We start from the raw sequence: 20,540 nt of genomic DNA on the forward strand, positions 1-20,540 counted from the left end.
CCCGACCGTGTCGTTGCGGCAGTACGCCCTCATCGAAGCCGTCGGCACCGCGGTGCTGCCCGCTGCCGGTCCTGTGACGAAAGCGATCCACGTATGACGTACACCCCGCTCCCCCACCCGGGCACGAGCACGCTGCACAAAGCGTATGTGCCGAGTCGCTTCGGCCAGTTGCACTACGTGGAGTGCGGTGACGGCGAACCGGTGCTGCTGCTCCACCAGACGCCGCGCTCCTGGACGGAGTACCTGGACGTGCTCCCTCTCGTCGGTGCCCGGCATCGGGCGATCGCCATGGACACCCTCGGCTTCGGGGCCTCCGCGAAGCCCGAGGGCCCCCATTCCGTCGAACGCTTCGCCGACGGGGTGACCGACCTCGTCGAGGCACTCGGCCTCGACCGTTTCCATCTCGTGGGACACCACACCGGCGGGGTCATCGCCGTCGAGGTCGCCGCCCGGTTCCAGGACCGCGTCGCGAGCCTGATGCTGTCGGCGGCGGCGTTCGTCGACGAGGCGAAGCGCAGCGGCGGCGGGCACGGCGGCGTCGACCACGTGGACCCGAAGCCGGACGGCTCCCATCTTCTGGACCTGTGGAACAGACGGCGCGGCTTCTACCGGTCGGGCGAGGAAGCCCCGCTGACCCGCTACGTCATCGACGCACTGACCGTGCTCGACCGGGTGGAAGAGGGGCACGAGTCGCTGCGCCGCTACGCCATGGAGACCCGGCTGCCGCACATCACCGCGCGGACCCTCGCGGTGTGTGCGCCGGACGATCATTACTCCCTTCCCTCACTCGCCAAGTTCGCGGCCGCTCTCGGCTGTGAGACACGGGTCCTGTCCGACGGGCATGTGGCCGCGCCGGAGCAGATACCGGGCGAGTTCGCCCGGACCGTACTCGCCTGGGTGGGCCTCGGCCGGGATGCCGAGTCCGCTTGAGGCGCATGACCGCCCCACACCGCAGGCACAGCGGGAACAGGACACGCCAAACCGGTTCAGCGTTCGCGCAGGGCGGCGATCGCGGCGTCCAGATCGGCGGCGCGGGGGCGGTTGTACGGCAGCTTGGCGAGCATGACCGCCATGCCGCAGGTGTTCGTGAGGGCGGAGAACACCAGGCCGCCCGCGATGCCGGCCGAGACCAGCAGAAGAGCCGGGTGGACCAGGAGGCCCAGCACGAGGCCGAGGAGCACCAGGACGCCCGCGGAGAAGCGCACCTGGCGTTCCATGCTCCAGCGGGACCGGGTGTCGCAGGCCGCGGGCCGGTGCAGATCGTGGCCCTCGGCCGCCCAGGCGCCGGTGCCGCCGGTGAGCGTCGCCGTGGGGATGCCCTGCTCGGCCAGTTCTCTGTGGGCCTTCTCGGAGCGGGCCCCGGAGGCGCACACCACGAGGACGTCGCCGCGTTCGGCTGCGCGCCGGATCTCCGGCAGCGCCCGCCGGACCTGGTCCAGAGGGATGTTCAGCGCGCCCGGCAGGTGACCGGAGGCGTACTCGGCAGGCGTACGCACGTCGATGACGGTCAGTTCGTGCAGTCGGGTGCGGGCCTGCTCGGTGGCGAGCGCGGCGGGGGTCGGGGAGTGAGTCATGACAGGTGTGATCCTTGATGGTCGACGCCGTCCCGGACCGGGACGTACAGTACCCCTAGGGGTATTTTTGGAGGAGTAGTCGTGGAACTGGAGCTTGAGGGCGCGGACCTGAAGGCCGTGCTGAACCGGCTGCGCCGGGCGCAGGGTCAGATCTCCGGAGTGATCCGCATGATCGAGGAGGGCCGTGACTGCGAGGACGTCGTCACGCAGCTCGCCGCCGCCTCGCGCGCGCTGGACCGGGCCGGTTTCGCGATCATCGCCACCGGCCTGCAACAGTGCCTGACCGACATGGAGTCCGGCCGCAGGAACGGCGAGGACCCGGAGGCGATGCGCGCCCGTCTGGAGAAGCTGTTCCTCTCCCTGGCGTGACACGTCGGGCGAGCCGCGTCACGCGACCGCGTCGATCAGCATGAAGCCCGCCACGGCCAGCAGCACCAGCGCGAAGATCCGCTGGAGCGTGTGCCCGGTGACCTTCGCGGCCAGCCGCTTGCCGTCCCAGGCCCCGAGGATCGCGGCGGCGATGAACGGCCCGACCACGGCCCAGTCCAGGCCCTCGACCCTGTCGGCGCGCATCGACAGCGCGGCCAGCGAGTTGACGGTGATGACCAGCAGGCTGGTGCCCACGGCATCGCGCATCCGCATGCCCAGCACCCCGACCAGCGCCGGTACGGCGAGGAAGCCGCCGCCGACACCGAGCACACCGGTCACCGCGCCGAGTCCGGCACCGGCCGCCGCCGCCCGCCCCGGCCGTACCGTCGCGGCACCCTCCGCGGACTTCGCGGACGGCCGGGACCGCAGCATGCGCACCGCGGCCATGCCCGCGACCAGGGCGAAGGCGGCAGTCAACACGCCCGCCGGTACATCCGCGGCGAGCGCGCCGCCCAGCATCGCCGGGCCGATCCCGGCCGCCGCGAACAGCAGCCCCGTACGTCGGCGCACATGCCCCTCGCGGGCGTGCGCGACCATCGCCGTGACCGACGTGAGCGTGACGATGACCAGACTCGCCGTCGTGGCTCCGACCGGGCTGAAGCCGAGCAGGTAGATCAACGCCGGGACGGCCAGGACACTCCCGCCGCCCCCGAGCGCGCCCAGTGCCAGCCCGATCACGGCGCCCGCGACCAGGGCGAGCACGACCGCGCTCACGCTATCGAGCCGTTCCCGCCACGGGCGTCCACCACCGGCAGGCCCGCCGCGGCCCAGCCCCGCATTCCGCCGATCACGTCCACGGCCTGCACACCGCGCGCCACGAGGAGTTCGGCGGCCGCGCGGGAGCGGTTGCCCGAACGACAGATCACCACCAGCGGCCGGGCCTGCGCCTCGGCGGGCAGGGCGGCCCCGGCGGCCAGCGCGGACAGCGACAGGTGCACGGCCAGCGGGGCGTGCCCCGCCTGCCACTCGTAGGGCTCCCGCACATCCAGCAGCACGGCATGCCCACCGCCGGCGGTCTTGTCGTGCCCGGTGCGCAGGGCCGCCTCCTTCACGCTCACCCGGCCCGGGCCACCCCGGCCTCGTCGCAAGATGCTCATCTCTGTTCCTGGCTCCTGTGTCGTCGTGTCGTCGTGTCGTCGTGTCGTCGTGTCGTCGGTGAGGATCGGCGGGCTGCTGCGGCCTTCGGCGCCGTCAGGGCTTCTCGAGGACGAGCCCCGCCTTTTCCGCGGCCTCGAAGGAGTCGTCCACGGCGACGACGTGACGGCCCGCGGCGTCCAGCAGGGAGGCTGCGACGGCGGCGCGCATGCCACCGGCGCAGTGCACCCACACCTCGCCGTCGGGAACCTCGTCGAGACGGCGGTGCAAGGTGTGGATCGGGATGTGGACCGAGCCCTCGATGTGTCCCCGGGCCCGCTCCGACGCCCGCCGCACGTCCAGTACGACCGCACCGTCCCCGGCTCGTGCGGCGAGGTCGGCGAAGGAGGCGCGCGCGAAGGTGGCCGGCGACTCGCCCTCGCGCGTCCAGTCGGCCGGTCCGCCGGTCGCCGCGGCCGCCGGCCGGTCGAGGCCGACCCGCACCAGCTCGCGCTGTGCGGCGGCGAGTTGCCCGGCCGACTCGGCGAGCAGGGTGACCGGCTTGCCCCAGGGGATCAGCCAGGCCAGGTACGTGGCGAGCTGCCCGTCCGCTTCGAAGTTGAACGAGCCCGCCACATGCCCCTCGGCGAAGGCGACCCGGTGGCGCAGGTCCACCACCCACTCCCCCGCCGCGAGCCGGGCGGCGATCTCCTCGGCGTCCGCCACAGCGGGCGGGGTGAGGTCGACCGGCGCGGGTCCGGCGGCGTTGACCGGCCCCATGTGCGTGTAGTAGGCGGGGATGTCGTCCAGGCCCGCCAGCAGCTCGGCGACGAATGTGTCCACGTCCCGTGTGAGCGCCTCGTTGGACACCTTCTCCTTGCCGATGGTCGTGTCACCGCCCTCGGTCTGCGCGGACGAGCAGAAGCTTCCGAACCCGTGGGTGGGCAGCACTGCCGTCTCGTCGGGCAACTCGGCGGCCAGCCGTCGGGCCGAGGCGTGCTGGGCGCGGGCGAGCGTCTCGGTCAACCGGGGCTCGACCAGATCGGGTCGGCCGACGGTGCCGATCAGCAGCGAGCCGCCGGTGAACACCGCGACCTCGGCTCCGCCCTCCTCCAGCACGTACGAGGTGTGGTGCGGGGTGTGCCCGGGCGTCGCCACGGCGCGCAGGGCCAGTGCGGAAGCGGCGTCGATCTCCGCGCGGTCGCCGTCCCGTACGGGTGTCCGCACGAAGGAGACCCTGGCCCCGGCTGGGACGAGATAGTCCGCACCGGTGACCCGGGCCAGTTCGAGGCCGCCGGTGACGTAGTCGTTGTGCACGTGCGTCTCGACCACGTGCGAGATCCGCACCCCGCGCCGCGCCGCCGCGGCGATCACCCGGTCGATGTCACGCGGCGGATCCACCGCCACCGCCGCGCGCTCACCACCCGCGAGATAGCTGCGGTTGCCGAGCCCTGACACCTCGATCGTGTCGACGAAGAACACCTGGCACTCCCTTCCAGCGAAGAATTACCCCCGGGGGTATGCTTACGACCGTAGCATGGGTACCCCCGGGGGTATTTTCACAGGCGGGAAAGAGCCGGAAAACGCTTCACGAGTGCCTCGCACACGGCAGGACACCCGCCACCCGAGCCGACCAGAAGGACCACCGTCATGCGCTACGACCGCACCGTGCACCTCGACACCGACTTCGCCACCGCCGTCGCCCGCACCCGCGACGCCCTCGCCGCCCAGGGCTTCGGCATCCTCACCGAGATCGATGTCACCGCCACCCTCAAGGCCAAGCTCGGCCACGAGATGGAGGACTACGTCATCCTCGGCGCCTGCAACCCGCCGCTCGCCCGCCGCGCCCTGGAGACGGACCGCTCCATCGGCCTGCTGCTGCCCTGCAACGTCGTCGTCCGCCGCGAGGGCGACCACACCGCGGTACAGGCCCTCGACCCGAACACGATGGTCGCCCTCACCGAAATCGACGCCCTGCGCCCCGTCGCCGAGGAGGCCACCCGTCGCCTCGACGCCGCCCTCGCCTCACTCGTCGCAGCCGGCACGGGCAGCTGACGCACGCCGGGCCCGCGCCTGCATCCGCTGTCGACGGACAAGCGGGCCATCGCACCCTTGAGTGCGCAACCCCTACGCTTCGGGGATGCGGGAGATGACGTTGCGCATCCGGGTGGCCGCCTACGTGCTGCGCCGCCGCGCGGGACGGTCCGAGTTGCTCGTGTTCGACCACGACGCGGACCTGCCGCCCGGCACACACGTCCCGGCGGGTGGTGTGGCCCCGGAGGAGCCGCTGGAGGAGGCAGTACTGCGGGAGGTCGCGGAGGAGTGCGGGCTGACTTGCGTACGGGTGGTGCGCCCTCTCGCGGAAGAGCACACTCCGCACCCGATCCGGCGTTTCCCCCGCCACACCACCTTCTTCGAACTGGAGGTGGACGACGACGCAGATGTCCCGGACGCGTGGGACCACCATGTGACGGGCGCGGGGCGCGACAACGGCATGACGTTCCACTGCCGTTTCGAGCCGCTGCCCCTGTCCTTCCCGCTGGCGGACGGCCAGGACGCCTGGCTGGACCGCCTGGAGGCAGGAGCGCCGTAGCCGGGTCGCCCAGACCCTGGTCGCCTCGCGCTCAGACCTGTTGCTCGAACTCCAGGGCCTCGTAGTGACGCTTGGCGATGTCGTCCCGGGGGCCGACGATCAGGGTCTGGGTGTAGACGGTGTGGTCGATCGCCTGACCGTGGATCTGCGCCAGCAGAACCAGCTCGCCCTCGTCCGGCGCCAACTGCCAGGGGCTGGAGAAACCGCCCAGTTGGACGTCGACTCCGTGCGAGGCGCCGCCCGCTGCCGCAGTTCGGGCGGCGTCCTCGAAGTCGTCCAGAAGGTCGTCCCGGTCCGCGCCGCCGTCCAGGAAGGCACTGGTCCCGGGGGCGTCGCGCCAGTCGGGCGCCCACGTCAGTCCCGGCACCGGGTACAGGTCGTCCGGTTGATAGACCGTGACCTGCGCCGGATCCCCCTCGATGTCATACGCCGCCGAACGTTCCGTGGTCCGCACCCCTGCGGGGATGTGGAGGACCACCGACGACTCCGGCTCGTACTCGATCTCGGTGAAGAACAGCAGCCTTCCGTCGCGCGGCAGTTCGATGTCCAGGGCTCCGGACGGCAGGGCCGCGCAGTCGACCGTCAGGACCAGCGGTTCGCGTCCGTCGGGCCAGTCCACGCCGTCCGGCAGGGCGGGCAGACCTCCTGTGCGCGCGGCCGGGCGGGCCTCTTCCTGCTGAGCAGGCGTCAGGTTCTGGAAGGGGACCAGGTGCAGGCACGGCCGCGCGCTTCGGAGCATCTCCTGGGCGACCGGCTCCGGGACGCCATGGCTTCGGGCCGTTCGAAGCACGAGTTCCTGCTGAAGCGAGAAAGTCATGACCGCGATCGTGCCAGGGCCCACTGACACCGGAGCCCAGGAGGAGCGGCTCAGCACCATGTCATCGACAGGATCCGTCAGTTGAAGGGGTCCAGTGTCAGGTAGGCCTGTTGCGGGTTGCCGTCGTGGACGAGGGACTCCTGATTGCCGACGTCGTCGAACGCGAAGGCGTAGGCCTTGCCGTCCGCCATCTGCGCGTGGATCTTCTTCGCGTACTGGTTGGTCACCGAGTCCACATAGAAGTTCGCGGTTCCGGTGTCCGGCTGGTTCGGGTTGACCAGGAGGGTGGAGCGGTTGAAGCCCGCGCACAGGGTGCGTGAAATGGGGCCGCGCACCTGGTCGTTGGGCGCGTCCAGGTTCTTGTAGCAGCCGAAGACGCTGGCCGCGTCCGGCTTCTGGAAGCTGGTGACGACGGCGCCCGAACTGTTCGTGAAGTTCATGACGTTGCCCGACACGCGGCCGAAGTACTTGGTGTTCGGCTGGTCGGTGAAGGGGGTGACCGTCAGGTTGGTCGTCGCGTACTTCTGCCATACGCGGTTGATGTAGTCGTCCATCACCGACGCGGGCAGCGCTCCCGTCTCCAGCCCGTAGGTGGGTGAGAGGGCACGCAGGACGGTGCCGTCGGAGCGGGTCTGGATCAGGTTCGCCCAGCCGCCCGCCTGGTTGCGCAGCGAGTTGTAGAACCCGTTGTAGCCACCCGACTTGAGGTGGCCGGTGGCGAGCGTGCTCCCGTCCGCGCGCTGCACGCCGACCGCGTAGGGGGCGGAGAACATGTCCACCTGGGTGCTGTTGATCCACAGGCCGGAGTCGTTGAGGGTGTACTCGGACCAGTTGAAGAGGATGTTGCGGTTCGGGTCGGACGGGTTCTGGACCGCGGGCTGCACCAGGCCGCCCGTGGTCAGCTTGAAGACGAGCTTCTGGCCGTAGGAGAAGTAGATCCGGCCGGAGAACTTCGGGATACGGATCGTCTTCGTCTGCCCGTTCGCCGGTCCCGCGATGGACGCGTCGGGCGCCGGCGTCGGCGGATTGCCGCCGGCCGGCCAGGCGTGGAAGGTGCCGTTCGCGTCCGCCCAGCCCTGCTGCCCCGTGCTGAGCAGGGTACCCAGGGTGTAGACGTAGACCGCGTCCCCGCGGCCGGAGTTGTTGGTCAGCTTGAGGGGGATCGTGGCGGGCACCGCCGCGTCGGCGGAAGTCGGTGCGAGGACTGTGAGGGCGGCGCCGAGCAGCGCGGCCGCCACCGTTGGCGCCGTGATCCGGCGAGTGAGCTTCCTGAGCACGCTCCACCTCCGTGTGGGGGGCACTGGGGGAGATTGGTCCGTACCTGTTCTGAGAGCGCTCTCAAAGTGACATCGTGGTTACGTGCATGTCAACGGTTCACGCATCAAATGCGCATCGATACCGGTGGATCGCGTTGAGGGTGGGGGTCGCGCGAAGCACGCTCCGCGTGACCCCCACCCTCAACTCACCCGTGGCTGACGGCTGTTCAGGGCGTCAGGGAAGGGTCCATTTCTGGTTCGGGCCGGTGTGGCAGGTCCACAGGTGGACCGGTGTGCCGTCGTTCCAGGTACCGCCGGACGCGTCGAGACACTTGGCGGACTGCGGATTGCGCACGGTCCCGTCGGCCTGCGGGGCCCACTTCTGCGCGCCACTGCCGTTGCACGTCCACAGCTGAACCTTCGTCCCGTCGGCCGAGCCACCGCCCGAGACGTCCAGGCACTTGCCCAACGCCCGGACACTGCCGTCCGCGGCGACGGTCCAGTTCTGCGCGCTCGTGCCGTTGCAGGTCCACAGCTGGACCTTCGTCCCGTCGGCGGTGTTGGCGTTGTCGACGTCCAGGCACTTGCCGTTCACGCCCTTGACCGCGCCCGAGCGGGGACCGGGCGGGGTGTCGCCCGACGGCTTGATCCGGATGTTGCGGAACGTGACGTCGTCGCCGTCGCCGTGGTTCTGGATACCGATGTAGCCCTGCTGGAGACTGCGGACGGGGTCCGTGTTGGTGAAGTCGTTGACCTTGACGCCGTTGAGGTAGATCTCCAACCGTTCGCCGGTGACCTTGAGTTCGTACGTGTTCCACTCCCCCGGCGGGTTCAGCGCGGCGTCCCGTGCCGCGAGGTCGGCGGACTTGAACCCGTACACGGCACCCGTGGTGCGGTCGGCCGCGTCGGTGGCGTCGATCTGGATCTCGTAGCCGTTGTCCACGGCCGACCAGGGGTCGTCGGAGGCGGGGAAGCCCAGGAAGACACCGGAGTTGTCGTCGCCGGCCATCTTCCAGTCGAGCTTGAGGCTGTAGTCGCCGGTGAACTCCTTCGCGGCGTACCAGAGCATGCCCAGTCCGCCGTAGGAGGTGAGGCTGCCGTCGGCGAGGGTGAAGCCGCCCGGGCCGGCCTGCCTCCAGCCGGTGGTGGAGGTGCCGTCGAACAGGGGGGTGTAGCCGGTCTCGGGACGGCAGTCCGCCTCGGTCATGCCGGCGGCCCAGCGGACACCGCCGAGCAGATGACGGCGGAAGGCGGCATCGCTGAAGGACTCCTCGGTGTGGCCGCCGCCGGTGTAGAAGGCCCGGCCGCCCTGGTAGTCCTTGCACCAGGCGATGGGGTGGTCCCCGGACATGTTCCCGCCGGTGTAGCTGGACTCGTCCAGGGAGGCCAGCACATGGGCGGTGGTGCGGGGGTTGGTGCGGTAGTTGTACCACTCGTCGGTGCGCTGCCAGGTGGCTCCGAGGTGGGCGGTGGCGTCGTGGGCCCGGTCCTCCACCTTGACGGTGGCGGACTGGATCGCGGGGTGGGACTGGAACAGGGCGCCTGCCAGGCCCGCGTAGAAGGGCCAGTCGTACTCGGTGTCGGCGGCCGCGTGGATGCCGACGTAGCCCCCGCCGCCCTTGATGTACTGCTCGAAGGCGGTCTGTTGGGCGTCACCGAGCACGTCCCCGGTGGTGGAGAGGAAGACGACCGCCTTGTACTGGCCGAGGTTGCCGGTGGTGAAGACCTGGGGGTCCTCGGACGCGTCCACGGTGAAGTTGTTCTGCGTACCGAGGGCTTGCAGCGCCGCGATGCCGTCCTCGATCGAGGAATGCCGGAATCCGGCGGTCCGTGAGAACACGAGAATCCTGTACGCGGGATCGGCGGCCGCCTGCGCCTCGGGGCGGGCGGTGGCCGGTGCGGCCTGCCGGGCCGGGCCGGCGGGTTGATCCTGCGCGGTGGGCAGGGCGGTGGCCTGCGGGGCCAGACAGAGCGCGAGGCCGGTGAACAGGCCGAGGACCGCTGTGAGTCGCTTGCGCATGTGAAGTCGCCTCCTCTCTACGGAAGGGTCCATTTCTGGTTGGCGCCGGTGTGGCAGGTCCACAGGTGGACCGGTGTGCCGTCGTTCCAGGTACCGCCGGACGCGTCGAGACACTTGGCGGACTGCGGGTTGCGCACGGTGCCGTCGGCCTGAGGCGCCCACTTCTGCGCGCCACTGCCGTTGCACGTCCACAGCTGGACCTTCGTCCCGTCCGCGGTGGCGCCGCCCGAGACGTCCAGGCACTTGCCCAACGCCCGGACACTGCCGTCCCCGGCGACGGTCCAGCTCTGCGCGCTCGTGCCGTTGCAGGTCCAGAGCTGGACCTTCGTCCCGTCGGCGGTGTTGGCGTTGTCGACGTCCAGGCACTTGCCGTTCACGCCCTTGACCGCGCCCGAGCGGGGCCCGCCGTCGGAGGTGGTGAAGGAGAACTCGTCGACGTCGAAGAGCGCTCCGGCGCCGCCCTTGAAGACGAGGTACAACTGCGTGGTGCCGCCGGGCTGGTTGGCCAGGTTCGCGGTCACGTCCTGGAAGGTCTCCCAGTCGCCGGTCACCGGCACGGTCGCCGTGCCGAGCAGGGTGCCGGCCGGGGACCCTGCGCGTACCTCGATCGTGCCGCCGGCGCCCGCGGAGGAGACCCGGGCGGTGAACTTGGTGGCGTTGTCGAGGGCGTACGGCGTGAAGGAGATCCAGTCGCCGTTGTCGATGTTCCCGACGGTCTTGCCGCCGTGGGCCGGACCGTGCGTGATGACATCCACTCCGGCCGAGCCGCCGTAGTGCTCGGCCTGCCGGTGGGAGGGCTGGACGATGTGCTGGTCGTGCGTGGTCAGCGCGGGCTGGCCGTTCGCGCCCTTGTCGGTGTACTCGGCGTCGAGGACACCGAAGATGTTGGCGTTGGGGTCATGTTCGCCGTCGGCCAGGGTCTGCAGCGTGCCCGTGCAGCCGGTCGCCGAGGTCTGCGGATGGCCGTGGCTGTCGTGTCCCACGATGAAGGAGACCTTGACCCGGGAGCAGTCGACGGTGCCGTCCTCGGGGTCGGTCACCGTCACCTTGAAGGGGATCGCGGCGCCGAAGTCGTGGATACGGCCGTCCGCGGGCAGGTCGATCCTCACGGTGGGGGCGGTGTTGCCGACGGTGATCTGCACGGATGCCGTGGCGCTCTTGCCGGTCGGGTCGGTCACCTTCAGCGTCGCCGTGTACTGCCCCTCGGCCGTGTAGGTGTGAGAGGGCGCGGCGGCGGTGGAGGTCGAGCCGTCACCGAAGGTCCAGGCGTAGGTGAGAGCGCCGCCGTCCGGGTCGGAGCTGCCGGCCGAGGAGAAGGAGACCGCGAGCGGTGCCTTTCCGGAGGTGAGGTCCGCCTTGGCCTGGGCGATCGGGGCGAGGCCGTCGGTGACGTGCTCGATGCGGTACAGGGCGGAGTTCTCGTCGCCGTTGAAGTAGCCGGTGCCGTAGTCGAGGACGTACAGGGCGCCGTCGGGGCCGAAGGCCATGTCCATCACCTGGGTGCCGGTCCAGGGGAAGGCGTTGATGGACTGCACGGTGCCGTCACCGCCGGCCTCGATGCGCTTGATCCAGCGGCGGCCGAACTCGCCCGCGAAGTAGTCGCCGTCGTACTCCTGGGGGAACTTGACCTCGGAGGTGGACGTGGTGTCGTAACGGTAGACGGGCCCGCCCATCGGGGATTCGGAGCCGCCGCCGAACTCCGGTACGGACGTGCCGTTGTAGGGGATCCAGGCCGGTCGCGCCGCGGGCAGGTCGGTCAGGCCGGTGTTGCGCGGTGAGGTGTTCTTCGGGGCGGAGCAGGAGAACTGGGCGCCGGAGGTGTTGGTGGCGAAGTCGTAGTCGGTGTAGGCGTCGTTGTTGCCGGTGCAGTACGGCCAGCCGTAGTTGCCGGCCTGGGTGATGCGGTTGAACTCGACCTGGCCCTCGGGTCCTCGCCCGGGCGCCGCGGTACCGGCGTCGGGGCCGTAGTCGCCGAGGTAGACGATGCCCGTGGCCTTGTCCACGCTCATGCGGAACGGGTTGCGGAAGCCCATCGCGTAGATCTCGGGGCGGGTCCTGGCGGTGCCGGGCGCGAAGAGGTTGCCGCTCGGGACGGAGTAGGTGCCGTCCGCCTCGACCTTGATGCGCAGTACCTTGCCGCGCAGGTCGTTGGTGTTGCCCGCCGAACGCTGGGCGTCGTAGGCGGGGTTGCGGGTGGCGCGCTCGTCGATCGGGGTGTAGCCGTCCGAGGCGAAGGGGTTGGAGTCGTCGCCGGTCGACAGGTAGAGGTTGCCCGCCGCGTCGAAGTCGATGTCGCCGCCGACATGACAGCAGATGCCGCGTGAGGCCGGCACGTCGAGGATCTTCTTCTCGGTGGACAGGTCAAGGGTGTTGTCGGGCTTCAGAACGAACCGGGACAGCCGGTTGACGCCGTCGAAGGGCGCGAAGTCGGAAGCCGAACCGTCGGAGGGGGCGTCGCCGCCCGGAGTGCTCAACTTCGGCGCGTAGTACAGGTAGATGAAGCGGTTGGAGGTGAAAGCCGGGTCCACGGCGATGCCTTGCAGGCCCTCCTCGTCATGGCTGTAGACGTCGAGCCTGCCCACCACCGCCGTGCTTCCGGCCCTGTCGGTGCGGCGCAGGGTGCCGTCGCGCGAGGTGTGCAGCACCGAACTGTCCGGCAGTACGGCGAGCGTCATGGGCTCACCCGTCTCGGCGACGCCCTTGGCCAGCGTGACCTGCTGGAACTCGACCGCCGCCGCGGCACGCCCGGCCGAATCCGGTGCGGCGACAGCCGCTGTTCCCGGCACGAGGCAGCCGACGGCGCACACCAGCGCCAGTGCCAGCGAGCGGAGGGGTCCTGGTCTTGCGAGTCTGACGGATTCCTTGCGCACAAATGTCTCCCGAGGCGTGGGGATGTGCAGGACCCGACCGGTCCTGTTCGGGGAGTGCAGGCGCGCGCCGTCGAACCGGTCTGCGCGCTTGCATGCACATGACCGGTCCGGTGCAAGGAAGTTAGCGGCCTTATTTCGTGGGCGTAACCCCTTTGGCGCGAGATCGCTCAACTTTTTCCATGATCAGGACAAAGCGCGAGGGCGCCGAGGGAGCAAGGGCCGTCGAGGCCACAAGAGCCGTTGAGGGGGCGCGAGACGGCGACAGACCACGGCTCAGGCCAACCCAGCCAAGGCCGTCACCCCCGGCTTGCCGGACAGCCGTCCTCAGCCTGGAGAAGCACCGCCGACAACGCTCCCTCGCTCTCTCGTCCGCGACCGCAGACAGGCACCGAGGCCGATCGCGACCGCCGCGGTGCCGTAGGCCCAGGCCTGCACGGGGAAACCGGGCAGGAGACGGCCCGCGAGGTAGAGCGCGGTGCCGGCGAGCGTGACGGTGAGCCATTCCCAGCGGCCGTCCAGGGCCACGAGAGCGACCACGAGCAGGGAGTACCACGGGTAGCTCGGGGAGAAGAGGAGCAGTGCGGTGCCGGTGAGCAGCAGTGCGCCGCGCCAGGGTCGGTCCGGGTCCCCGCGCCACCACACGTACACGCCGATCACCACCAGGACGACAGCTGCGGCCACTCCTGCGGCCGCGTCCGGCAGCAGGAGCCGTAGCAGGGCGAAGCGGCGTACATGGCCGGGCTCGTACCCCTCTTCGTGCAGGTATCCGGGGAGGTAGCCGAGCACCCCGGGCCCGGACATCGCCACGTACGGCAGGTAGGCGAGTGCGACGGTGGCGATGAGAGCCCCGGTCAGCCGCAGGACGCGGGCCGGTCCGCGTTGCCCGGACAAAGCTCCGGGCAGAGCAAGGACGGGCAGGAGCTTTACGGCGATCGCGGCACCCAGCAGCGCGCCCCGGCGGGCCCCCGCCGTGGCCGTGCCCATGGCGAGCACGAGGAACAGGACGCCGAGGGTGTCGATGTGGGCGTTGTTGACCGCCTCCAGAGCGACCGCGGGGCACCATGCCCACAGGGCCGCCCGGGCCGGGGCCCGCCCCGGGTCACCGCGGCGGCGCAGGACGCGGAGCAGGGCGAGGGTCGTACCGAAGGCGAGTGCCGCGCCTCCGACTTGGAGCGGCTTGTGCCGGCTGTCCGGCGGGGACACCGTGTGCACGAGGAAGTACCAACCCTCGGCGACCGGTGGGTAGATGGTCGGGACGGTGGGCCGGTTGATGCGGACACACAGGCCGCTCCGGGTCTGGGTCAGGCCCCACCCCTTGCACTCCTCCTGTGTGGGGAACAGCCACTGGTCACGCAGGTGGGCGAGTTGGGGTGCGGCGGGCGGATGGGCGTAGGGGGAGATCCCGGCGGCCTGGACGCGACCGTCCCACGCGTAGCGGTACATGTCGTCGCTGGTGCGCGGCTGTGCGGTGAGCCCGGCCAGGGCCACCGCGGCCGAGCCGATGAGCACCAGCACGGTCGCGGCGCGGACCGGGACCTTGCGGACGGCCCACACGGCGGCGGCGAACAGGGCCCAGGCCACGGCGTATCCGGCCAGCAAGGGGCCGGACGCGTTCGCCCTGTTGCCGGCCTGGAGGGTCACGACGACCACGGCGGTCAGGGCTGCGAGGAGGAGCCCGGTGCCGGCGATCCACAGGGACGCCGAGGGGCGCGTGGACGGGGCTGCCGGGCTCTGGCGGGGCAGGGTGGCGGCGTCTGTCATGGGCGGGGGTGCCCTCCGTGCGGTGCGGGGGCGGGTACGGCCAGGAGCCCCGTGTGCGGGCGGCCGAGTTCCAGGAAGGCGCGGCCGTCGGTGGTCCAACTGCCGGTGGAGACCCACCCGGTGGCGTCGGCGGCGCGCCGCAGGGCGGCGGTGCCGACGCGGGCCCAGGGGAAAGGCCGCCCGTGCCGGCCGTCACCGTCCTCGACGCGGACGACGAGGCGTTCGTCCACGTCCTGCGGAGCGGCTTCCACCAGCAGACGGCCACCGGGGCGGATCAGATGGCGCAGGCGGGCGAGCAGTGCCGCCGGATCGCCGCCGATGCCGACGTTGCCGTCCATCAACAGGGCCGTGGCCCAGCGGCCTTCCCTGGGCAGCCGGTCGAAGACGGATCGGCGCAGGGCCGCTCCGCCGTGCCGTCGGGTGCGCGCCACGGCGGCAGGGCTGACGTCCACTCCGAGTGCCGGTACGCCCATGGCGGCGAGTGCGGCCACCAGGCGTCCCGGGCCGCAGCCGACGTCCAGGACGGGGCCCCGGCAGCGGTGCAGTACGGCCGTGTCGGCGGCGTCGGGCGGGGCGCAGAAGCGCTCCACGTCCAGGGGCAGCAGCGCCGTCGCCGCGTCGGGCAGCGGTGCGACGCGGCGCAGGAACAGCGGGCCCCGGCCGGTGTGCAGGGCGCGGCCGTAGAGGTCGTCCGTCCAGGTCTCGGCTGGTCCGACGGCCTCGGCTGGTCCGAAGGTCTCCGCCGGACCGGCGGCGTCCGAGGGGGCGTGGCCGACTACGGCCGTCCCGGCCGCCGTGCCGCTCATCGGACCGTCTCCGCGAGGGAGGCGAGAACGGCGGCGAAGCGGGACCCGGGCGGACAGGACGTGACGACCGAGGCCGCGTCGGCGGCGGTGTCCACGTCACGGAGCGTCGGCAGGTCGCCGACCGTCAGTCCCGCCGCCACGAGTCTGCCGCGCTGAACGGCTCCGGTGCGCTCGGTGGACATCGGGACGCCCCGCACCAGCGCACCGCAGCGGGCCGGGTCGGCGAAGCCCAGGGCCCAGAAGCCTCCGTCGGCTGCCGGGCCGAACCAGGCGTCGTGCCCGTCGCGGCCGACGCCGGCCAGCAGGTCCGGGGTGAGCTGCGGGGTGTCCATGCCGACCAGGAGCGCCGGGCCGCTGTCGCAGTGTTCGAAGGCGGCGGCGAGACGTTCGTCGAGGCCTCCGTCCGTCTGGGGCAGGACCTCGAATCCGGGTGGCAGCCAGGGCCCGGGGGTTCCGTCGAGGACGAGGATCCGGCGCCGCGCGGGGACTTGGAGGACGGTGTGGAGCGTGTCGGTCAGCGCGGCCTCGGCCAGGGCTGCCGCCTCCTCGGGGGTGTAGGGAGGGGTCAGACGGGTCTTGACCCGCCCCGGCACCGGCTCCTTGGCGATGACCAGCAGGGTGGCCGAACTCGCCGTAGCAGAAGGGGCGTTCACCGGGCAGCTCCCGCAATGCCCTCACCTGGGGCCGGAGTCGGGGTGACGACCAGCTGCTCGGCCGGCAGTTCGGCCGACGTCGGGGCCACGGTCGGTAGTTCGGCCGGAGTCGAGGCCGCGGCCGGCAGTTCGGCGAGGACCGCGCGCATGTCGCGTACGGCCTGCCAGGTGCCGCGCCAGGTGCCGGTGACCTTCGAGCGGCCCGTCCGCGGGTGATAGGGCACGTCGGTCTCCGCCACCCGCCAGCCGGCGTCGGCGGCACGGACCACCATCTGCAGGGGATAGCCGGAACGGCGGTCGGTGAGGTCCAGGGCCAGCAGCGCTTCCCTGCGGGCCGCGCGCATCGGGCCCAGATCGTGCAGACGCAGTCCGGTACGGCGGCGGACCAGGCGGGCGAGCTCCATGTTGGCCACGCGGGCGTGCACGGGCCAGGCCCCACGGGCGGTGGGCCTGCGGCGGCCGAGGACGAGGTCCGCGGTCCCGTCCAGGACGGGTCCGGCGACCACGGGCAGCAAGGAGGGGTCCAGGGAGGCGTCGCAGTCGCAGAAGCAGACCGTGTCGGCGGTGGCGGCGAGAAGGCCGGCGTGACAGGCGGCGCCGAATCCGCGCCGCGGCTCGTGGACGACGTACGCGCCCAGCTGCCGGGCGATGTCGGGGGACCCGTCGGAGGAGCCGTTGTCGACGACGATGGCCCGCCAGCCGGGCGGGATGCGTTCCAGCACCCACGGGAGGGCCTGGGCCTCGTCGAGGCAGGGCAGCACGACGTCCACGGAAGAAGGGGGTGTCTCGATCACGTCACTCACCCTACGGACACAAAACAGACATAAGGGATTCGTTGTCCTTACGGAACCCTGACGTCGCCCGCGGCGTTCTCCGCCGAAGACCTGCCGGTGTGAGACTCAAAGGGTGAAACATGTACTCGTCGTGGACGACGACCCCACGGTCTCCGAGGTTGTCGCCGGCTATCTGAGCCGGGCCGGATTCGACGTCGACGTCGCCGACGACGGCCCCCTCGCCGTGGCCCGGGCCGCCGCCCGGCCGCCGGACCTCGTAGTGCTGGATCTGATGCTGCCCGGCATGGACGGACTGGAGGTCTGCCGCCGTATCCGCCTGACCGGCCCCGTGCCCGTGATCATGCTGACCGCGCGCGGCGACGAGGAGGACCGTGTCCTCGGCCTGGAGGTCGGCGCGGACGACTACGTCACCAAGCCGTTCAGCCCCCGGGAACTGGTGCTGCGCGTGGAGTCCGTGCTCCGCCGGGCCGGCTCACCGCCGGCCGCACGTCCCGGGGACCCCGGGACGCCTGGGACCGACGGCGCGGCGGAGCCCTGGCTGCGGGCCGGCTCCCTCGCACTGGACCCCGCCGCGCGCCGAGCCACCCGCGACGGCGTCGAACTGGCCCTCACCATCAGGGAGTTCGACCTGCTGGAGTTCTTCCTCCGGCACCCCGGTCAGGCCACCAGCCGGGAGCAGTTGATGCAGCGGGTCTGGGGCTGGGAGTTCGGCGATCTGTCCACGGTCACGGTGCATGTGCGACGGTTGCGCGAGAAGATCGAGGACGATCCGGCCAGCCCGCGGCTGATCAGCACGGTGTGGGGCATCGGCTACCGTTTCGACGCCCCCCAGGCGCAGGAGGACGAGGTGGGTCATGCTCGGTGACACGCTGCTCATAGCGCTCTACGCCGCGATCGGCGCGGCCGGTGCCGGACTGGTCGGCGTGGCGGCCCTGCGGGTGCTGCGGCACCGGTCCGTCGCCGTGTCCCTGGCCGTGGTCGCCGCCGTCACCGTGGCGGCGATGCTCGCCGGGACCATGCTCGTGTCGTGGGCGATGTTCCTGTCCGACCACGACCTGTGGGTGGTGACCATGGTGTGCGCCATGGCCACCGTCGTCTCGCTCGTCGTGGCCCTCCTGCTGGGGCACAGCGTGGTGCGGGGAAGCCGGGAGCTGACCGAGGCCACCCGGGCCCTCGGCGACGACGGCAGCTTCACTCCGCCCGTCGCCGCGCCCACCGCCGAACTCGCCGACCTGAGCCGCCAGTTGGCCGCCACCAGCGCCAGGCTCGCCGCCTCCAGGGAACGCGAGCGGGCGCTGGAGGCCTCCCGACGCGAGCTGGTCGCCTGGATCTCCCACGACCTGCGCACTCCGCTGGCTGGCCTCCAGGCGATGACGGAGGCCTTGGAAGACGGCATGGTCGACGACCCGCGCGTCTACCACACCCGGATCCGCGCCGAGGTGGGGCGGATGAGCTCCATGGTCAGCGACCTGTTCGAGCTCTCCCGCATCCAGGCCGGCGTGCTCACCCTGACCCCGGCCCGCATGTCGGTCTACGACCTCGTCGGCGACGCCATCGCCGGCGTCGACGCGCTGGCCAGGGAACACGGGGTACGGCTCGTGGGGCACGGGGTCGAACCGGTGCCGGTGGAGGTCGACGGCCGCGAGATGTCCCGTGTCCTCGCCAACCTGCTGGTCAACGCGATCCGCCGGACCCCGGCCGACGGCACGGTCGCGGTCGCGGCCCGCCGGGAGGCGGACCAGGTCGTGCTGTCCGTGACCGACGGCTGCGGCGGCATCCGCCCGGAGGATCTCCCCCGAGTCTTCGACACCGGCTGGCGCGGCACCGACGCCCGCACCCCGCCGGCCGGGGCGGGGCTCGGACTGGCCATCGTGCGGGGCATCGTCGAGGCCCACCAGGGGCGGGCGGCCGTGAGCAACGTCCCGGGCGGGTGCCGGTTCGAGGTGCATCTGCCGGCGGCAGTCTGAGGCCGGACGGGGCGGGCTGCGGACACGGCCGCGGAGAGCCACGCCGTGGGCCGGGGCCCGGCAAGACGCGCGACGAGCCCTCCGCGGGGAAGGCGCGCAACGAACGCGAGCCGCGGATGCCCCTCCCCGCGGGACACCCCCTCCGGCTCACCCCGCCCGCAGCACCGCCGTCGCGAACTCCGCCATCCCGTCCCCGAATTCAACCCTCGGCTTCCAGCCGAGTTCGTCGCGCAGTCGCTGCGAGGAGGCGGTGATGTGGCGGACGTCGCCGAGCCGGTACTCCCCCGTCACCACCGGTTCGGGGCCGCCGTACGCCCGGGCCAGTGCGGCCGCCATCTCCCCCACGGTGTGCGGCTGTCCGCTGCCCGCGTTGTAGGCCCGCAGCCCGCCCTCGGGCAGGGCGTACGTTCCGTCCAGTGCCGCGAGGTTGGCGTCGGCGATGTCCCGTACGTGGACGAAGTCCCGCCGCTGTCCGCCGTCTTCGAAGACGCGTGGTGCCTCACCGCGGGCGAGCGCGGACCGGAACAGGGAGGCGACCCCGGCGTAGGGGGTGTCGCGCGGCATGCCAGGGCCGTACACGTTGTGATAGCGCAGGGCGGCCACCCGACCGCCGGTGGCCCGCGCCCACGCGGCGGCGAGGTGCTCCTGGGCCAGCTTGGTGGCCGCGTACACGTTGCGCGGATCGGCCGGGGTGTCCTCCCCGACCAGCCCGGATGCCAGCGCCGCACCGCAGTGCGGGCACGGCGGCTCGAAGTCGCCGGCCTCCAGGGACGAGGGCAGCCGCGGACCGGGCCGTACGACTCCGTGCCGCGCGCACGCGTAGCGTCCCTCGCCGTAGACCACCATCGAACTCGCCAGGACCAGACGCCGTACGGCGGTCTCGGCCATGCCCGCAAGGAGGACGGCGGTACCGAGGTCGTTGCAGCCCACGTAGTCGGGGGCGTCGGCGAAGTCCTTGCCGAGGCCGACCATGGCTGCCTGGTGGCAGACAGCGTCCACGCCCCGCAGGGCGTCGGCCACCGCATCCCTGTCGCGGACGTCGGCGTGCCGCCAGTCCACCCCTGGGGGAATGGTCGGGGGCGTGCGGTGGGCGGTGGGCAGCAGGGCATCGAGGACGCGCACCTCGTGCCCTGCGTCGACGAGAGCGGTGACGATGTGCGAGCCGATGAAGCCCGCACCTCCGGTGACCAGGATCAGCATGGCCCCGACGGTAGGGCGGAACATCCGCTCGCGGTGCGTTCGCACCGGGAACGTCAGGGGTTCGTAAGCCTTGGCGGCCTCCCCGCTCCCCCGTTCGGCCTCCCCGCAACCTCATTCGGCCGGCACGTGGCCAGGGTCAGCAGGGCGAAAGCCGCGGCGAATCCGGTCATCGTGACCACGCCCCTGGGCCAGAAGATGTGACTGTCCACGAAGGACCAGCACGCGACGGCCAGGACCGCCGCACCCGGCAGCACCCGCACGCCGTGCCTGCGCCACAGCACCGCGCAGGTGGCGAACGAGGCGACGGCCAGCCCGTACACCCCGGCCCTGCCCAGTCGGTCCCCCATGGCGAACAGGTGCCCCGCCGCCCCGTGGACACCGTGATCCACGACGGTGCCGGCGGAGATGCCGGCCACGGCGTCCAGACCGGAGTAGTAGGCGGCGAAGACGAGACACCCCGCCCAGGAGAGCAGCGTCAACGCTCCCTCGACGTCACGGCGCGGCCTGCCCCACAACGGCACCAGCAACCCCAGGACCAGCAGGGGGAAGACCGGGAGAAGGACGACGTGCAACCCGGCCCACCGGCCGGCCGTGGCCGTCGTCAGATGCCGGGGATGCACCAGGCCCGCGACGGCCAGGAGCAGGGGCGGGGCGGTCACCACGAGCAGCACGCACAACGTTCGAAAGGGTCGCATGCGGCGACGCTAGGACGCGGCCGGGCGCTCC

General features: G+C 71.7%; 20 protein-coding genes. 6 read left to right on the forward strand and 14 right to left on the reverse strand.

Features of this window, described 5'->3' with window-relative positions:
* Positions 1-93: 93 nt before the first annotated feature.
* Complete coding sequence (locus tag H295_RS0108585) at positions 94-930, forward strand: alpha/beta fold hydrolase (RefSeq protein ID WP_020134945.1); 837 nt, start codon at positions 94-96, stop codon at positions 928-930.
* A gap of 56 nt (positions 931-986) precedes the next feature.
* Here the strand turns inward: H295_RS0108585 and H295_RS0108590 are convergent, their stop codons facing one another.
* A complete protein-coding gene (locus H295_RS0108590) occupies positions 987-1,574 on the reverse strand; it encodes a rhodanese-like domain-containing protein (RefSeq protein WP_020134946.1) in 588 nt (195 codons plus the stop codon).
* Positions 1,575-1,655: 81 nt separating this feature from the next.
* Between H295_RS0108590 and H295_RS0108595 the strand changes: the two genes are divergently transcribed.
* Positions 1,656-1,943: a metal-sensitive transcriptional regulator gene (locus H295_RS0108595; protein WP_020134947.1), complete on the forward strand. Its 288-nt coding sequence runs from the start codon at positions 1,656-1,658 to the stop codon at positions 1,941-1,943.
* 18 nt (positions 1,944-1,961) lie between these two features.
* Here H295_RS0108595 and H295_RS0108600 read toward each other — a convergent pair whose 3' ends face one another.
* The 3 genes from H295_RS0108600 to H295_RS0108610 form a co-directional block, all read right to left on the reverse strand.
* On the reverse strand, positions 1,962-2,717 hold the full coding sequence (locus tag H295_RS0108600) for a sulfite exporter TauE/SafE family protein (RefSeq protein WP_020134948.1): 756 nt from the start codon (positions 2,715-2,717) through the stop codon (positions 1,962-1,964).
* Positions 2,714-3,100 carry a rhodanese-like domain-containing protein gene (locus H295_RS0108605; RefSeq protein ID WP_028809191.1) on the reverse strand — a complete coding sequence of 129 codons (387 nt, stop codon included), beginning with the start codon at positions 3,098-3,100 and terminating at the stop codon, positions 2,714-2,716. The genes H295_RS0108600 and H295_RS0108605 overlap by 4 nt, the downstream gene beginning before the upstream one ends.
* Positions 3,101-3,194: 94 nt before the next feature.
* Entirely contained in the window at positions 3,195-4,559 is a 1,365-nt protein-coding gene (locus H295_RS0108610; protein ID WP_020134950.1) for an MBL fold metallo-hydrolase, read from the reverse strand.
* A gap of 168 nt (positions 4,560-4,727) precedes the next feature.
* Between H295_RS0108610 and H295_RS0108615 the strand changes: the two genes are divergently transcribed.
* Positions 4,728-5,132 (forward strand): DUF302 domain-containing protein, encoded by a 405-nt coding sequence (locus H295_RS0108615; RefSeq protein WP_020134951.1) that lies wholly within the window; start codon positions 4,728-4,730, stop codon positions 5,130-5,132.
* Positions 5,133-5,217: 85 nt separating this feature from the next.
* Positions 5,218-5,670, forward strand: coding sequence for an NUDIX domain-containing protein (locus H295_RS0108620; protein WP_020134952.1), 453 nt, complete (start codon positions 5,218-5,220; stop codon positions 5,668-5,670).
* Positions 5,671-5,701: 31 nt separating this feature from the next.
* On the opposite strand, the gene H295_RS0108625 is transcribed toward H295_RS0108620, so the two are convergent.
* The 8 genes from H295_RS0108625 to H295_RS0108660 form a co-directional block, all read right to left on the reverse strand.
* Positions 5,702-6,487: a DUF1963 domain-containing protein gene (locus H295_RS0108625; protein ID WP_106960801.1), complete on the reverse strand. Its 786-nt coding sequence runs from the start codon at positions 6,485-6,487 to the stop codon at positions 5,702-5,704.
* 77 nt (positions 6,488-6,564) lie between these two features.
* Positions 6,565-7,764 (reverse strand): glycoside hydrolase family 64 protein, encoded by a 1,200-nt coding sequence (locus H295_RS0108630; protein WP_028809193.1) that lies wholly within the window; start codon positions 7,762-7,764, stop codon positions 6,565-6,567.
* 214 nt (positions 7,765-7,978) lie between these two features.
* On the reverse strand, positions 7,979-9,763 hold the full coding sequence (locus tag H295_RS0108635) for a ThuA domain-containing protein (RefSeq protein ID WP_020134955.1): 1,785 nt from the start codon (positions 9,761-9,763) through the stop codon (positions 7,979-7,981).
* Positions 9,764-9,780: 17 nt separating this feature from the next.
* A complete protein-coding gene (locus H295_RS0108640) occupies positions 9,781-12,633 on the reverse strand; it encodes a PQQ-dependent sugar dehydrogenase (protein WP_028809194.1) in 2,853 nt (950 codons plus the stop codon).
* A gap of 324 nt (positions 12,634-12,957) precedes the next feature.
* Complete coding sequence (locus H295_RS0108645; RefSeq protein ID WP_020134957.1) at positions 12,958-14,394, reverse strand: glycosyltransferase 87 family protein; 1,437 nt, start codon at positions 14,392-14,394, stop codon at positions 12,958-12,960.
* Complete coding sequence (locus tag H295_RS0108650) at positions 14,391-15,200, reverse strand: class I SAM-dependent methyltransferase (protein WP_020134958.1); 810 nt, start codon at positions 15,198-15,200, stop codon at positions 14,391-14,393. Before H295_RS0108650 ends, H295_RS0108645 begins: the two co-directional genes overlap by 4 nt.
* Complete coding sequence (locus H295_RS0108655) at positions 15,197-15,853, reverse strand: TIGR04282 family arsenosugar biosynthesis glycosyltransferase (RefSeq protein WP_020134959.1); 657 nt, start codon at positions 15,851-15,853, stop codon at positions 15,197-15,199. The genes H295_RS0108650 and H295_RS0108655 overlap by 4 nt, the downstream gene beginning before the upstream one ends.
* Positions 15,850-16,647, reverse strand: coding sequence for a glycosyltransferase family 2 protein (locus H295_RS0108660; protein WP_106960802.1), 798 nt, complete (start codon positions 16,645-16,647; stop codon positions 15,850-15,852). Before H295_RS0108660 ends, H295_RS0108655 begins: the two co-directional genes overlap by 4 nt.
* Before the next feature lie 112 nt (positions 16,648-16,759).
* Between H295_RS0108660 and H295_RS0108665 the strand changes: the two genes are divergently transcribed.
* Positions 16,760-17,512 (forward strand): response regulator transcription factor, encoded by a 753-nt coding sequence (locus H295_RS0108665; protein WP_028809195.1) that lies wholly within the window; start codon positions 16,760-16,762, stop codon positions 17,510-17,512.
* Positions 17,502-18,614, forward strand: coding sequence for a sensor histidine kinase (locus tag H295_RS0108670; RefSeq protein ID WP_020134962.1), 1,113 nt, complete (start codon positions 17,502-17,504; stop codon positions 18,612-18,614). The genes H295_RS0108665 and H295_RS0108670 overlap by 11 nt, the downstream gene beginning before the upstream one ends.
* A gap of 147 nt (positions 18,615-18,761) precedes the next feature.
* Here the strand turns inward: H295_RS0108670 and H295_RS0108675 are convergent, their stop codons facing one another.
* Together H295_RS0108675 and H295_RS0108680 are read right to left on the reverse strand one after the other, a co-directional pair.
* Entirely contained in the window at positions 18,762-19,814 is a 1,053-nt protein-coding gene (locus H295_RS0108675; RefSeq protein WP_020134963.1) for an NAD-dependent epimerase/dehydratase family protein, read from the reverse strand.
* Between the two features lie 53 nt (positions 19,815-19,867).
* Positions 19,868-20,509 (reverse strand): hypothetical protein, encoded by a 642-nt coding sequence (locus H295_RS0108680; RefSeq protein ID WP_051135518.1) that lies wholly within the window; start codon positions 20,507-20,509, stop codon positions 19,868-19,870.
* Positions 20,510-20,540 lie beyond the last annotated feature (31 nt).

It is taken from the genome of Streptomyces sp. 351MFTsu5.1 (assembly GCF_000383655.1).
Lineage (GTDB): Bacteria > Actinomycetota > Actinomycetes > Streptomycetales > Streptomycetaceae > Streptomyces > Streptomyces griseorubiginosus.